15 protein-coding genes and 2 pseudogenes are annotated in these 14,016 nt (G+C 67.4%); 7 read left to right on the forward strand and 10 right to left on the reverse strand.

The genetic code is table 11. The annotated features are described in order from the left end of the window. Positions 1-9: 9 nt before the first annotated feature. The 4 genes and pseudogenes from MMSR116_RS11310 to MMSR116_RS31840 form a co-directional block, all read right to left on the reverse strand. Complete coding sequence (locus MMSR116_RS11310) at positions 10-870, reverse strand: carbohydrate ABC transporter permease (protein WP_010683057.1); 861 nt, start codon at positions 868-870, stop codon at positions 10-12. 1 nt (position 871) lies between these two features. Next, the gene (locus MMSR116_RS11315) at positions 872-1,840 is read right to left on the reverse strand and encodes a carbohydrate ABC transporter permease (RefSeq protein WP_010683056.1); all 969 of its coding nucleotides are present in this window, start codon (positions 1,838-1,840) and stop codon (positions 872-874) included. A 4-nt stretch (positions 1,841-1,844) separates the two neighbouring features. Next, a complete protein-coding gene (locus MMSR116_RS11320) occupies positions 1,845-3,131 on the reverse strand; it encodes an ABC transporter substrate-binding protein (RefSeq protein WP_010683055.1) in 1,287 nt (428 codons plus the stop codon). 587 nt (positions 3,132-3,718) lie between these two features. Beyond that, positions 3,719-3,866: pseudogene (locus MMSR116_RS31840) on the reverse strand (alpha/beta hydrolase); the annotation flags it as partial. Positions 3,867-3,947: 81 nt separating this feature from the next. Between MMSR116_RS31840 and MMSR116_RS32375 the strand changes: the two are divergent. Further along, on the forward strand, positions 3,948-4,082 hold the full coding sequence (locus MMSR116_RS32375) for a hypothetical protein (protein WP_348529358.1): 135 nt from the start codon (positions 3,948-3,950) through the stop codon (positions 4,080-4,082). Positions 4,083-4,194: 112 nt separating this feature from the next. Here MMSR116_RS32375 and MMSR116_RS11325 read toward each other — a convergent pair. After that, a pseudogene (locus tag MMSR116_RS11325) lies at positions 4,195-4,606 on the reverse strand (efflux RND transporter permease subunit); the annotation flags it as partial. Between the two features lie 461 nt (positions 4,607-5,067). Between MMSR116_RS11325 and MMSR116_RS11330 the strand changes: the two are divergent. Then, positions 5,068-6,213 carry a Hint domain-containing protein gene (locus MMSR116_RS11330; protein WP_010683052.1) on the forward strand — a complete coding sequence of 382 codons (1,146 nt, stop codon included), beginning with the start codon at positions 5,068-5,070 and terminating at the stop codon, positions 6,211-6,213. Positions 6,214-6,272: 59 nt separating this feature from the next. On the opposite strand, the gene MMSR116_RS32525 is transcribed toward MMSR116_RS11330, so the two are convergent. Both MMSR116_RS32525 and aqpZ read right to left on the reverse strand, forming a co-directional pair. Then, positions 6,273-7,016 carry an SUMF1/EgtB/PvdO family nonheme iron enzyme gene (locus MMSR116_RS32525; protein ID WP_432419894.1) on the reverse strand — a complete coding sequence of 248 codons (744 nt, stop codon included), beginning with the start codon at positions 7,014-7,016 and terminating at the stop codon, positions 6,273-6,275. Continuing rightward, the gene (aqpZ, locus tag MMSR116_RS11340) at positions 7,013-7,747 is read right to left on the reverse strand and encodes an aquaporin Z (RefSeq protein ID WP_010683050.1); all 735 of its coding nucleotides are present in this window, start codon (positions 7,745-7,747) and stop codon (positions 7,013-7,015) included. Before aqpZ ends, MMSR116_RS32525 begins: the two co-directional genes overlap by 4 nt. Positions 7,748-8,154: 407 nt before the next feature. Between aqpZ and MMSR116_RS11345 the strand changes: the two genes are divergently transcribed. From MMSR116_RS11345 to MMSR116_RS11355, 3 genes are all read left to right on the forward strand, one after another. Further along, on the forward strand, positions 8,155-8,766 hold the full coding sequence (locus MMSR116_RS11345; RefSeq protein ID WP_010683049.1) for an HdeD family acid-resistance protein: 612 nt from the start codon (positions 8,155-8,157) through the stop codon (positions 8,764-8,766). A 533-nt stretch (positions 8,767-9,299) separates the two neighbouring features. Next, the gene (locus MMSR116_RS11350; protein ID WP_010683046.1) at positions 9,300-9,581 is read left to right on the forward strand and encodes a hypothetical protein; all 282 of its coding nucleotides are present in this window, start codon (positions 9,300-9,302) and stop codon (positions 9,579-9,581) included. Positions 9,582-9,604: 23 nt separating this feature from the next. Beyond that, a complete protein-coding gene (locus MMSR116_RS11355; protein WP_010683045.1) occupies positions 9,605-11,011 on the forward strand; it encodes a TAXI family TRAP transporter solute-binding subunit in 1,407 nt (468 codons plus the stop codon). Between the two features lie 33 nt (positions 11,012-11,044). On the opposite strand, the gene MMSR116_RS11360 is transcribed toward MMSR116_RS11355, so the two are convergent. Continuing rightward, entirely contained in the window at positions 11,045-11,653 is a 609-nt protein-coding gene (locus MMSR116_RS11360; protein ID WP_010683044.1) for a hypothetical protein, read from the reverse strand. 84 nt (positions 11,654-11,737) lie between these two features. Then, positions 11,738-12,280 (reverse strand): DUF892 family protein, encoded by a 543-nt coding sequence (locus MMSR116_RS11365; protein ID WP_083920185.1) that lies wholly within the window; start codon positions 12,278-12,280, stop codon positions 11,738-11,740. A 351-nt stretch (positions 12,281-12,631) separates the two neighbouring features. Between MMSR116_RS11365 and MMSR116_RS11370 the strand changes: the two genes are divergently transcribed. Continuing rightward, entirely contained in the window at positions 12,632-13,036 is a 405-nt protein-coding gene (locus MMSR116_RS11370) for a hypothetical protein (RefSeq protein WP_010683042.1), read from the forward strand. A 104-nt stretch (positions 13,037-13,140) separates the two neighbouring features. Beyond that, complete coding sequence (locus MMSR116_RS11375) at positions 13,141-13,554, forward strand: hypothetical protein (RefSeq protein WP_010683041.1); 414 nt, start codon at positions 13,141-13,143, stop codon at positions 13,552-13,554. Positions 13,555-13,620: 66 nt separating this feature from the next. Here the strand turns inward: MMSR116_RS11375 and MMSR116_RS32530 are convergent, their stop codons facing one another. Beyond that, complete coding sequence (locus tag MMSR116_RS32530) at positions 13,621-13,992, reverse strand: GCG_CRPN prefix-to-repeats domain-containing protein (RefSeq protein ID WP_010683040.1); 372 nt, start codon at positions 13,990-13,992, stop codon at positions 13,621-13,623. Positions 13,993-14,016 lie beyond the last annotated feature (24 nt).

Consider the following 14,016-nt stretch of genomic DNA (forward strand, 5'->3'; position numbering starts at 1 on the left):
GCCGGCCCCTTACTTGACGGCGCCCGCGGTCATGCCGCGGATCAGCTTCTCGGAGAAGAAGACGTAGGCGACGATCACCGGCACCACCGAGATCATGACCCCGGCCGCGATCATGCCGATGTCCTGGAAGTGGTCGCCCATGAAGGCCCGGATGCCGATCGGCAGGGTGCGCTTGTCCGGATCGGTGATCAGCACCACCGCGAACAGGAACTCGTTCCAGAGCTGGATGAAGTTCAGGATCAGGGTTGTGGCGATCGCCGGCATGCCGATCGGCAGGACGATGCGGCGGAAGATCTCGATGTCGCCGTAGCCGTCCATCTTGGCGGCGTCGAAGAGGTCCTGCGGGATCCGGGCGAAGAATCCCTCCAGCAGGTACACCGTCAGCGGCAGCTGGAGCGAGACGTAGACGAGGGTCAGCCCGAGGAGGCTGTTGTAGAGCCCGTAATCGACCAGGATCTGATAGAGCGAGATTAGGGTGATCTGCGGCGGGAAGATGATCGACGAGAACAGGATGCCGTAGAGAAGCCGGTTGCCGCGGAAGCGGTAGCGGGCCAGCGCGTGGGCGGCCGCGGCGCCGACCAGCGTCACCACCGCGACCGCGGCGACCACGACCACGGTCGAGTTCCAGAAATACGTGGCGAAGTCGGAATCGACCCAGGCGATCCGGAACTGCTCCCAGTGAAACGGGCGGGGCCAGGCGTAATGGTCGGCCGAGATCTCGCCCGTGGTTCGGACCGACATGGTGGCCAGCCACAGGAACGGCCCCAGCGTGTAGGCGGTGTAGGCGGCGATGGCGACCGCGAGGGCGGTCCGGCTCGCCAGGAAGCCGCCGCGCCCGGCGGCCCTGGGCAGCGTCGCGTCGGCGCTCACGTCAGTACTCCAGCCGTTCGCGGGACTTGAAGATCCGGTTGAGGACGATGACGGCGGCGCAGACCACGCCGAACCAGACCGTCGCGATCGCCGACGGGTAGCCGAGATCGAACGTGTTCCAGTTGAAGGCGCGCTTGTAGACGTAGGTCGAGACCGTCTCGGTCGCCCAGAGCGGTCCCCCGCCGGTCATGATCCAGACGAGGTCGAAGACCTTCATCTTGCCGATGAAGGCGAGGACGTAGAGGTTGAGCAGCGTGGGCCGCAGCATCGGCACGATGACGTGGCGCAGCTTCGCGGCCCAGCCGCAATTGTCGAGTTCGGCCGCCTCCAGCACCTCGGACGGCAGGGCGTGGATCGCCGCGAGGCAGACCACCATGTTGAACCCGGCCCACTTCCAGGCATGCGTCACGATCAGGGACGCCAGCGCCGTGTTCGGGTCGCCGAGCCAGGAGCGGGCCAGGGCGCCGAGCCCGACGGCCCGGAGGCCCTCGTTCACCACCCCCCAGTCGTAGTTGTAGATCCACATCCAGAGGATCGCGACGACAACGTAGGAGAGCAGCACGGGCGTGAACCACGCGACCCGGAGGAACCGCGCGAAGGGGACCCCGGCATAGAGGGCGAGCGCCAGAAGGAGGCCCGTCGCCACGTCCAGGATCGGGGCGACGAAGGCCCACACGAAGGTATTGCGGACCGCGATCCAGAAGGTCTCGTCACTGAGGAGGTCGCGGTAGTTGGCGAGCCCGACGTAGGTGCGCTCCGCCTCCTCGATCGTGAACAGGCTGTCGTAGATCGTCCGGAAGGCCGGATAAGCCGTCAGGCCGAGATAGACGACGAGCGCGGGGGCGAGGAAGACCAGCAGAACCGGCCAGGAGGCCCGCCGCGGATCCGACACGCGACCTGAGGCCGGCACGCTCTCCGGCAACCCCGTCTTCGCCGCGAGGGCCGACGTGCCGGCCACACTGCCCGCCACCGCGTCAGCTCCCCTTGCGGCAGGCCGCATCCATCTTGTCGGCGGCCTCGTTCACGCCGATCAGGCCGGCCGGGAAGGCGTTGTTCATGACCTGCGTGTAGGTCTCGGCACACTTGGAGCGATAGTACATGAGCGGTGTGCCGAAGAAGTACGTGGCGCCCTTGTTGCGGGCATTCAGCTCGGCGAAATACTCCGCATGACTTGATCTGATCTTCGTCGGATCGGATCTGAGGCCGGTCTGCAGGGAGACCTGCTCGACCCACTTGTCGCCGTTGCCGGCCGTGGCCATGGAGTCGAGCAGCGCGCCCGCACAGGCCTTGTTCTTCCCGCGCGCGTACATCACGAAACTGCCGGCCACCGCCAGCGTCTTGCAGGTGGGGCACTGGCCCTGGTCCATGGCCGGGAACTGCATGATCCCGAGCGGGAAGTCAGCCGGCATGCCCCCGCTCTCGGGTGACGCGAAGGCGCGGCCCGTGAACCAGCTCGGATCCGGGAATGTCAGAGCTCCCGGCTTCTGGTAGAAATAGTAGTGGGACTCGCCGAGCTTCAGCGTCGCGAAGCTCTTCGGATAGGCGCCGGCATCCACCAGCCCCTTGAACCAGGTCATCACCTCCAGGACGCGCGGGTCCTTGAAAGGCAGCGTCCCGTTCAGGAGCTTGCCGTAATCCTCCGTGCCGAGCTTGCGCAGGAGGGACTCGAAGAGCAGCAACCCGCCGGGGAATGGCCGGTCGCCGACGCCCTGCGATACAGGCGTAATGCCGGCGGCGGCACCCTTCCTGACCAAGTCCGCGAAGTCGGACTGCGTGAGCTGGAACGAGGGCGGGACCTCGACCCCGACTTTCTTGACCAGATCCTTGTTGTAGTATAACTCGACCGTGTAAGCCTCGACTGGTAGGCCGTAGATCTTGCCTTTCGAAGTCCAGGCCGGCTTGGCCCAGTCCTCGAATTTTGCCAGATCGACATAGTTGTCGAGCGGTTCGAGGAAGCCGCCCGCCAGGAATTCGGGCTGGTCGGGCTCCAGATAGAAAACGTCGGGTGCCTGGCCGGTGCGGACGGCGGATTTGGCCTGCGTGTAGATGTCGGCCTTCGGGATGAAGCTCAGCTTGACCGCGCACTGCTTGTTCGCGGCCTCGAAGTCTCGGACGCGTGCGGTCACCCACTCCTTCTTGGCCGGCTCGTCGGGCCAGTTCGACCACATCGTGATCTGAACGGGCTCCGCCGCCGCGACAGACCCGGCCGCCATGAGGTTCAGGCCGAACAGGGCCGCGATCCCGGTGCCCGCTCTGCGCATCACACCTTCCTCCCGTGTCGTTGTTGTGCCGGATGGTCCGCGACCGGTTGAAGGTTGTCAATAAAAATGCGGACTCGCGGGCTGGACTCACCGATGCAGGCCCCTGTTTCCCGCATTTTATCGATAATCGGGCCACGGGCCGAGATCCGCGGCTGCCAGCCACTCTTGAGCCAGGGCTCCGGCCTGATCGGACGCGGAGCCCCGTTGGGCATCATCGAGCCATTGCGGACAAACGCCGTGGGCGACCATCGACGGATGCTGCGATCATCCGCGCCGCTTCATGAGGCCGTAAGCCCTAGGGCTTCGTCCGCACCTCAGGGTGTGTCCCGCGTGAAGACATATCCCGGCTCCCGACGCGCGCCTCATGGCAGGCGAAGCAGGTTCGGTGCTGCGCTTCGTCTACCGCTACACCGTTGCCGATACGGCAGAAGCCCCCGCGACCGGTCGCGACAACCATCGGGACTGGTGATGCCGAAGATCGGCGCGACCGATTTCCCGTCTCCCCCGCCGCCCAGGCGGCCGCGACGGGAAGGCGTGGGGCGGCGCATGACAGGAGAAAACCGCGACGCCCGCGGAGGCGTCAGTGAAAGGGCATCGACAACCACCATGGCCTGCGCGAAGGCCTGCGGGGGCCTCCTGCGGAAGGTTGTGACCGATGCCAATGGAAATCATGCGGTGCTGAGCCCGCCCGGGGAACATCTTGGCGGCCGGAAGTGAAAGCCTTCGCGGATCGCCTGTGCAAGGAGATCGTCACGGCGCTCACGCGCCTGACCGGCCTGTTCGTTATCGCGGGACTCCGCGTTCACAGACGAAGGCTTGGCGATTGACGTGCGCCGCGTCGGCGCGAGGCTCGGCGTCGGCGACGTGCTTGAGGGCGATGCACGCCGCAGCGGCGACCGGTTGCGCATCGTCGGGCAGTGCGTCGACGCGGTTACGGGCGCCCACCTCTGATCCGGCCGGTTCGACGGTGACGTTCAGGACGCCTCCGCATCAGCCCATCCCGATCGCGGGGACGTAGGGCGCGTCTGCATCGCGGCGCTCCGCACGCACCGTGCTGCAGCCTTCAATGACTATGCGCGACAGCGACAGCAGCAGGTTGCGCGATGGTGGTTTCAGAGCCGATCGACGCGCCGCCATGTTGCTTCAGCGGCCGGTTGCCCGAAAGGCGGCGCAGCAGCACGTAGAAAACCGGGGTGAGGAACAGGCCGAAGGCAGTCACGCCGATCATGCCGGAGAAGACCGCGACACCCATGGCCCTGCGCATCTCCGAGCCGGCCCCGGTGGCGGTGATTAGCGGCAGCACGCCCATGATGAAGGCCATCGAGGTCATCAGGATCGGCCGCAGCCGCAGCCGGCTCGCCTCGATGGCCGCCTGAATCGGGCTCCGGCCGGCGAATTCCAGCTCGCGGGCGAATATCCACGATCAGGATGGCGTTCTTGGCCGAGAGGCCGACCAGCACGGACAGGCCGATCTGGGTGGCAGGCGTGCAGCCGAAGGACGATCGATGCTTTGAGTTCCGCTCTTGGTTCAACGGCGCAGCGACGATCGAACCAGCATCGGCCTCGCACCCATGGGCCGAGCTGAAATCGAAGGGCCGGTCGCAAACGGCTCGCGAGGGCCCGGCGGCAGAACCTTCCTCTCGGCCTGCTCGCTGGCTACCCACCCGATACGGCGCGCCGGCTGTCAATTATATCACAGCCGGACACTTTACTGATCTTCGTTAAAGCTGCGATTTCTTATTGTGTAGACTTAGTTCACAAACAAACCCATATATGTCGCCTTCCAGATCTCTGGCCAAATTCAATCGACGACGGGATTGTAACAAATTATTCTGCGGGGCGCGCTATGGATGACACAAGATTCTTTAATAATTCTCCCGTCGATATCTACATACAGATAAGTCGGGGCGACGAAATTATAGACCGGACCAAGCTCATGCCGGGGGGCGTTTTGGCTTTCCGCGCACCCGAGAGTGCCAATTTCTATCCGCCATCGACGGAATTCCGGGCGGAGTTCTCCACGTCCCCGCTGAGCCAGAACGACCCGAACACGATCGGCATCGCTTTTTTGCCGAGATCCAACGACATTTTCACGGTCTCCCAGACCTTCAATCGAGAACTTACGGTCACGGAAACAAGAGCGGCGTCGGACGCTGCCGGGATCGATCCTGTTGGCAGAGTTCCTTGCTTTGTCGCGGGGACATCGATCTCGACGCATGGCGGACCGTTCGCCGTAGAGCGCATGGCAGTCGGAGACATGGTCGTCACGCAAGCCGGCGAGTTTCGTCCCATCCGTTGGATCGGCTCGAGGCACTATAGGGGGCTTTCTGCGCCGGCCGCTGACCGACCCGTGCGTGTCCGGGCGAACGCCATTGCCGATGGCGTGCCCTGTCGCGATCTGCTGGTCTCGCCCGATCACGCGCTGTTCGTCGACGGTCTGCTCGCGGCCGCCGGGCACCTGGTCAACGGCACGAGTATCACGCGCGGCGAGGCGATGGCGGACCTGACCTACTGGCACATCGAGTTGGACAGCCACGACCTCCTTCTGGCCGAGAACATGCCGGCCGAGAGCTTCCTAGCATCCCCGGGCGTGCGAGCGGGCTTCGACGCGGTGCAGACCTCGGATGCGGGCTCGGCGCCCAAGGCTTATGCCATGCGGGCAGGGCTCGGTCCTGAACTCGCGGCACTGCGCGGACGGCTCGCCCGTCGCGCCACCGCCGCGCGGGAGGCCAGCGACCTCGGCCCCGTACGGGCATGGTTGGACCGGTGCCTGATCGGAGCCGACGACGTGCTGCACATGGGCGGCTGGGCGCAGGATGTGACCCGACCCAATGTCCCGGTGTGCCTGGATCTCGTGGTCGACGGGGCAATCGTCGCGTTCACCGTGGCGAACGAGCTCCGGGCCGACCTCGCCGCCGCCGGGATGGGCGATGGCAGCCACGGCTTCGACCTCGGCGTGGATGTCAGGCTGTCTCCCGGGATGTCGCACGTCGTCGAGGTGCGGCGGTCCGCCGACGGAGCCCTGGTCTGCGCCAAGCAGATCGATGCGGCGGGCGCATGGACGCCGTTACTGGCGGCCTGAGTCACACCTGCCGCGGTCGTCAGCGTCGATGGGGGCCGCGTCAGCTTCCAGACCCACGCTTACGACGTGATCGGGCCCGTCGTCCGCGAGCGTTGCAGGGTGGCGGTTTTGACGAGGAACGGCGCGGTCCATCTTCGGGCTGACTGATCACGGCTGGAGGTTGGCGTCGACCCGTTCGAGAGGACTGCCCATTTTGAGCAACCGCCGCAGGGGATGCCCCTTGGCGCTGGATCGAGGTCACGCCAAGCGACCAGCCCCATCTGCACGGCCCCGTGGCGCCCGCGCAGAGATCTCGATGAGAGCCGAGCAGGCTCGGCGCCCCGAACGGAAGGGTCGAAGCAGCGCTTCGCGCGGCTCTCGAAAGCCGAGTCTCTCTTACCGTGGACTATCCCGGTGGCTCGGGAGGGTGTGTCACCGGCTCGGAACGTCCATGGCCTGCCTCGTCGTTTCGGGGAGTTGCTCGATGCTGAAGTTCGCCGCCGCTGGCAGGAAAAAATTTCGCGAGACCTGGCGCGACACCGCCCGGCCGGCGGATCATGCACGGTACCCGGAAAGCACCCTGGGTACCGCTCCGCGACCGTTACGTGGCCTGTGGCGCGGACGAGGACACGGAACCGGGCGTTGGTGACGGGCGCTCGGTCGATCCAGAAACCGTCGTCGGTTACGCGGTGTGCGGGCGCCGCTTCCGGGTCGTAGCGGTCCGAGCCCATGCGGGAGGTACTGCCCGGGACGAAAACCATGTCGTCGCCCGGAGCAGGACAGGTGGATCGGTCGAGGCCGGCTGCGCGACCCATGCGGCTCATTCCGCTGGCGTCGGCGGCGCCATGCCGGTGACTTGAACCGACGGCTGCTCGCTCAGCCAGCGATAGAGGACGCCTCCGAGCACGCCGCCGACGAGCGGGGCGACCCAGAACAGCCAGAGCTGGGCGACGGCCCAGCCGCCCACGAACAGGGCGGGCCCGGTGCTGCGCGCCGGATTGACCGACAGGTTCGTGACCGGGATGCCGACGAGGTGGACGAGGGTGAGGCAGAGCCCGATGGCCAGCGGTGCGAACCCGACGGGCGCCTTGCCGTGGGTCGCGCCCATGATGACGAACAGAAACATCATCGTGAGCACCACCTCCGATAGGAAGCAGGCGATCAGGGAGTAATGCCCCGGGGAGTGATCGCCGTAGCCGTTGGCGGCGAAGCCCTTCGCGAGATCGAAGTCGGGCGCGCCGCTCGCGATGGCGTAGAGCAGGATCGCCCCGACGACGCCGCCCACGACCTGGGCGAGCACGTACGGCACGATGTCGTGGACCGGAAACCGGCCTCCGGCCGCGAGCCCGCAGGTGACTGCCGGATTGAGATGGCATCCCGAGATGTGGCCGACCGCGTAGGCCATGGTGACGACCGTCAGTCCGAAGGCCAGCGCCACGCCCAGGAGGCCGATGCCGACCTGTGGAAAAGCTGCTGCGATCACGGCGCTGCCGCAGCCGGCAAAGGTGAGCCAGAAGGTGCCGATGGCCTCGGCAGCGCACTTGCGGATGTCCATGGAAACCTCCAGCGGTGGGACCGGCCGAAGATCCCGCGACTTCCGCCGGAGTCGACGGGCGTTCGCGCGCGGGACCGTTCTCGAAGGTCGGCACGCCGCGGTATCGGCGTGTCGGGAGCGTCACGTGCCGGGTATGGACGGCCCTCGGCAGCCGGCGCGGCGCCATCAGCCTCGGGGCGATCCGGCGACTGTAATCGCGCTCTGACGCGGCCGGGTTGAGATAGGTCAAGGCACAGCCGTGCGATCTGAGGATCGAACCAGGCCACGCCTCAGGACTTCGGCGTCGCCCGGCGCCAGTGGCTGTTTTGATTCACATCAATCCGTTGGGCAGTTCTTCGCGCTGAATAAGCGAGTCAGTTGTGTGTTCGTCTTTGACCAACATTCGTCAAACATGATGGAGGTCTCGCATGGCCGGCATCGCGACCTTCGATGGCACGACCGATGAGTCGGGGCGCGGCCGATGGTGGTTCGTCGGGATCGGCACCCTGCTGCTCGTTCTCGGGATTGCCGGCCTGTTCATGGTGATCACGCTCACGATCGCCAGCACGCTCTGGTACGGGGCGCTCCTGCTCACGGCCGGGATCGTCGAGATCGTCGAGGCCCTGGTCAAACCGAGAGAGGTCGAGGCCTGGAGCTCGCGCGCCGTCCGGTTCCTGGCGGGCTTGCTCTACCTGCTGGGCGGGCTCTACGCGGTCTTCCGCCCGCTCGAAGCCTCGCTCGCGCTCACGCTCGTTCTCGGCGTGATCCTGATCGCCTCGGGCCTCGCCCGTGCGATCTGGGCGATCGCGCACGAGGTACAGGCCTCCCGCGCCGCTGTGATCCTGTTCGCTCTACTGTCGGTGCTCCTGGGCGGGGCCATCATCGCGCAATGGCCGTATTCCGGTCTCTGGGCGATCGGGCTGTTCGTTTCGTGCGACCTGCTGGCCGCGGGCCTGTCATGGCTCTGGGTCGGCCTGTTCGGAAAGCCCCAGATCGCACCGGTCGCCGCACCGTATCGGATCGGCATGGGGGCGCGGTGAGGATCGCCAGGGGACGAGAAGGACACGAGCCATGAATGCGATGATCGAATCTATGAACCGGCGTGCCGTCCTCGTCGGCGCTTCGTCCGCCGCACCGGCGACGGTCAGCGCGGCCCCGCTGACGGGTGCGGCCCGGATACGGGCCGGCGATGCCGATCCGGCCCGGCGAAGCCGCGATCGCGACCTCCGGTGCCGCGGGGGCAAGCCGATGATCGGCTGAGCGTCCGTCGGCGAAGATCACGCGCCGATGTGCAGCTGGGCATGGAAGCTGAACGCGACCGCACCGGCGAGCAGGCACTGTTTGTGCGGCTCACGCGCGAGGGCGGCGTTCCAGGAAGCGGCCCGCGCGTCTTTCGCCCGGCCGATGCGGTCCGCCCCGGTCGCTACGGCCGGGGCGTGTGCAGGGCCGAGCGGCATTAGCCTAGTCGCGCCGCTCGAGCGGCCCCTCCTGTCTCGTTCGGTCAAGTGGCGCGCGGCGTCGCCGGCTAGGTTGGCCGCCATCCATCCGTTCCGCGGCTGCCCCGGAGGCCGTCATGACACGCTGTCGGGTCTTCATCGCCGCCCTGATACTGTCCTTCCCCGCCGGGTCATGGGGCGGGTCTGTCGGCGTGGAGGCACGTGACCGCCCAGCACAGGGCACCGTCACCATCCCCAGCGATGCGGACCTCAACCGGCTCGAACGCGAGGCCATCACCACGCCGCCGCTCGACGTGAGCGATATGCCGCCGCGCGGTGGAACCGGGGCACCGGACAGCCGCCAGCGCCGCATCGAGCGGCCATCGCCGGCACGCGGCGGCGCCTGCGACGATTGCTGACCGGACCCGGGCGCGAGATCGCCATGCAGGACGCCGAGCCCGTATCCATCGGTCACGACCGGATGTGGTCGCGCAGTCCTGCACGTCGTGCACCTCGGAACCGGCGGTGGAGCCGCGCCCTCCTGGCCGCGGGTGTCCTGCTCGTGGCCGCGGCCGGCTTCGCGCTCGCGCATGTCTGGTCGCCGCACGCCAACCTGCGCGTCACGATCGGACCGCCCGGCAGCACGGCCGAGCGTTTCATCACGGCATTCGCGGCCGTCTCCAAGGCGCAGCATCCCCGCGTCAACCTGGATCTCGTCCGGGTCGATGACCTCACCGGCAGCGCCAGGGCGCTCGAGGAACGCAGGACCGACCTGGCCATCGTCCGCAGCGACGCCGCGGTGCCCGCCAACGCCCAGACCATCGTGATTCTGCGCCGGGACGTCGTCGCCTTCATCCTGCCGCCGCACAGCGCCGTGACATCGGTCGCCGGCTTGGCGGGCAAGACCGTCGGCATCGTGGCCGGGCCCCTGCAAACCGCCAACGCGCGCCTCCTCGACACGGTGCTGAGCTACTTCAACATCCCGGCCAAAGATGTCGGCAGGACGGTTCTGGCGGTCGACGCGCTGGCCCAATCTGTCCGAGAGAAGAAGCTGGCGGCCGTTCTGGCGGTTGGTCCCATGGCACCCGGCGAGGTCGTGGACGTCGTCGGCGCGATCGCGCGCGCCACCAGAGGGACTCCGAGAGTCCTCGCCCTCGACGAGGCGGAGGCAATCGGCAAGCGGTTCCCGGGCTTCGAATCGATCGACGTGCCCGTGGGCGCGTTCCGGGCGCGGCCCGCGACGCCGAGCGAGACCGTCACGACGCTGGCGGTCACCTTCCGCTTCGCCGCTTCGGAACTGATGCCCAACGTCGTCGCGGCGGCGATCGCCCGCTCGATCCTGACGACCAAGACGAAGCTCATCGCGATCACGCCGCTGGCCGCGCAGATCGAGGCACCCGATCCGGACGACAAGAGCCCGATCCTACCCGTCCACCCGGGCGTGGCCGCTTATCTGAGCAATGGAGACCAGACCTTCTTCGATCAGGTCCAGCAGTATTTCTATCTCGGCGGCCTCGTGGTCAGCCTCGCCGGATCGCTCCTCGCCGCCGCCTCGGCGGGCTGGAACAGGCGCCGGTCGGAGGCGGGGTGGCGTCCGGTCCGGCGCCTGGTCGAGATCGCCAACGCGGCGGCAGGGGTCGACCGCGCCGGGCTCGCCGCGCTGGAGGACGAGTACCGGGCGATCGTCGCGGCGATGCTGAGCTGTTCGTCCGGGCTCGTCGGCACCGATTGCCTGTCGGCTTTTTCCACGGCCCTGGCGCATGCGCGTCACGCCCTCGATCACCGCCGCGCGAGTCTTGAGCCGGAGACGGCGGTTCCGTCCGGGCCGACGCTCGTCGTCGCGCGGTGACGGCGCGCCCGGCCGGAGCGCCTCCGAGGGGCCTCACCCGGTCGCCGGCGCACGCAGCAGCAGGTCGCGCAGGCGTCCGGCGCCCAGCACACGGTCGATCTCTTGGAATGCGAAGTACGGGAGCAGCACCACGAACATCACCCAGGCGAAGGTGAGAACACCCCGCGGGCCGCCGGCCATCTCCGGGAGCACGGCGCTCGGTGCCCGTCCGTGCCACGCCCCCACCAGAACCTCCTCCAGCCCGTAGGCGGCCACGAGGACGGCCGTGAACAGGAGCGCGCGGTACAGAACCACGTAGACCAGGGGCCTGCGTACGAGCCGCCGGCCGAGGCTCAGGGATCCGAGCTTCGTCGCCTCGGCGATCAGCATGAACTTGGCCAAGACCAGGGCATTGATCAGCCCGAGCGCGTAGAAATGGTAGCCGGGATAGTGCGGGATATCCTGATCGATCCGGGCGTAGATGTTGATGCTGAACAGGATCAGGGTGCCGAAGACGACGATCAGGTAGGTGGCAAAGGCAAGGTAGCGCTTGGCTTCGGCGGTTGCTCTCTGCCACAGGGATCCGGCTCCTTCGCGCGCGTCGGCGCGCGGAAGACCTTGCGGGCCGGTACCGGCAGCCTCCCGGGACGTGGCAGGGGGCACGGCGCAACCTCCGTGGGTCCGGTCCGCGCACCGTCCGGCGCAGGTCCGGATCGCTTGAGCGATCCGGCGCCGTCCCGGCTGTAGTCACGCAGCCAGCTTGACCGCGTGCTTGCTCTCGATCGTGCGGCGGATCAGGCGGCGGGTCCGCTCCGTGAACGCGAGCTTGTCCGCCAGGCAGCTTTCCAGCAGGACGCCGACCCCGAAATGCCCGCTCACGTCGGCCATGGCGACAAGGGCCACGTACTCGGCGATGCGCAGATGCATCAGGTGATTGGCCTTGATCAGGATGAACAGGGCCTTGGCGGCGGGCGCCTGGATCTCGGCCAGCTCGCGCCGGAAATCTTCAAGAAAGACTTCTTGGAGGCGGCCGTTCGCAGTGATCGGTTTTTCGCCGATCAGCTGAAAGCAGCGGTCGAGCGACTTGATCGTCTTGTCCTGGATGAAGGCGCGCGACTGGAGCGCCTCCTGGATCGCCGGATCCTGCGCGACCTGTCCCAATTCCTCGTAGATCTTCGTCGCGCGTTCCGCATGGTGCCGCGCATCGCTCAGCATGCGCACGAAAAGCTCCTTCGGCGTCTTAACCGGCATAGCAACCTCCTCACCTTTCTTGGCTGTCGATCGAGGCATCTCTCGAATGCCGACTTCGCTTCGTGCGCCCTTGGCGCGACCGAAAGCAGCATCCTGCCGGTCGCCGGGACGAGCCCTTCGCTCACCGCGCTGAAGCGTGGGGCATTATGCGTCCGCGCCGAGTGCCTGCTTGATCGGGCGAGACACCGGCCGGGCCGGGCATCGGCCATGCCCGGCGGCTCAAGCGCAGCAGGGAAGGGTCATGCTCCGCGAGCCGGCCGCGTCCCCGCGGATCAAGCGGCGTCGCCGGCTCGGCCTTACTGTTCGGTCGGTGCGTATCCGAGGGGCAGAAGGCTTGATGCCGCACTCAGCCCATCTCGGCAGGTCCTTCTGCAGAGCGGAGATCATCCCATGAGGATTCTACGGATTGCGTCCTTGGCCGGTGTTGCCCTCGTCCTGAGCGGTCTGACCGTCGAGGCGCGTGGCTTCCACGGCGGGGGCGGCTTCCGCGGCGGCGGAGTCCGTGCCGGCGGCTTCCATGGCGTAAGGGCCGGCAGGGTCGGCGGCTATCGCGGGGCGGTGGGGTATCGCGGCCGCTACGGCGCCGTCGGACGTTACGGCGGGGTCGGGCGCTACGGCGGGGTCGGGCGCTACGGTTACGGCTACGGCCGCTATGGTTACGGCGCCCGTCCCTATGGCTACGGTCTGGGTGCGGCTGCCGTCGGAGCCGCGGCCGCGGGCTATGGCGCCACCTACGGCCGCTGCGGTCCCTACGCCTATTACGATGCCTATGCGGGCGTCTGCCGTCCGTACTGAGCCCGCTGAACAAGGCCGAGGCCGTCAGGCCCCGGCTCCCTCATCCGGCCTGAACCAGTCGTCCGCTCCGGCACAGGGTCTGAAAGCAGGATTGGTCGAACACCATGACCTTCCGTTCTGTCGCCCCGCTCCTGGTGATCTGTTCAGGCGCGCCCGCGCTGGCACAACCGTACGGCCTGCAGCAGCCGGCCGCCCTGTTCCACGGCAATTACTGCGGCCTCGGCAACAACGGCGCCTTGCCGCCCATCGATGCGCTGGATGCCGCCTGCGCCCGCCACGACGCCTGTACCCCCTTGGGCCGATTGCCGTCCCGGGCTTGCAATGCTCGGCTCTCTTGGGAAACCGGCCGCATATCGCGCGATCCGCGGCAACCGGACGATCTCCGGGCGCTGGCGGGCTTCGTTGCCGCGGGCGCCGCCCTTTTGCCGTTCAACCCAACTGCGCCAGTGGTCGCCGTCGGGGTCCCCGCCACCGCGCGACCGGCTCGGTCCGACCGGGCGGTCTATCACGCTTATTAGCGCACGCAGCCGGATCCGACCGCGAGGAAGCCGGGTCCGGCGTCCGGTAAAGGCGTTCAAAACCGGTCAGCGGCGGAATCCGCCGCGGTACCCGCCGACGCGGCGTCCGTAGACCGCCCGGCCACCGTAGGCACGGCCACCCCGATAGACTGCTCCGCCCCGATAGACTGCTCCGCCCCGATAGACCGCACCGCCCCGATAACCGTACCGGACGGCGCCCGGATGACCGTAGATCGCCCTGCCCCGGTATCCGTAATAGCCGGGCGCCCCGTAGACGTTGGGTCGGCAGCCTCCGTAGGGGCCGCGGTGTAAGCCAGGGCCGCATCCGCCGGCGGCTTGAGCCGGCGCGATCCCAAGGACACCCGGTCCGGAAGCGTTCAGGCTCAGCAAGACACCGAACACGAGGGTCGCGAGCGAAATAATCCGTATCGATGGCATTGTTTCCTCCTTTAAGTCCTTTCG

This window comes from Methylobacterium mesophilicum SR1.6/6 (genome assembly GCF_000364445.2).
In the GTDB taxonomy this organism is placed as follows: domain Bacteria; phylum Pseudomonadota; class Alphaproteobacteria; order Rhizobiales; family Beijerinckiaceae; genus Methylobacterium; species Methylobacterium mesophilicum_A.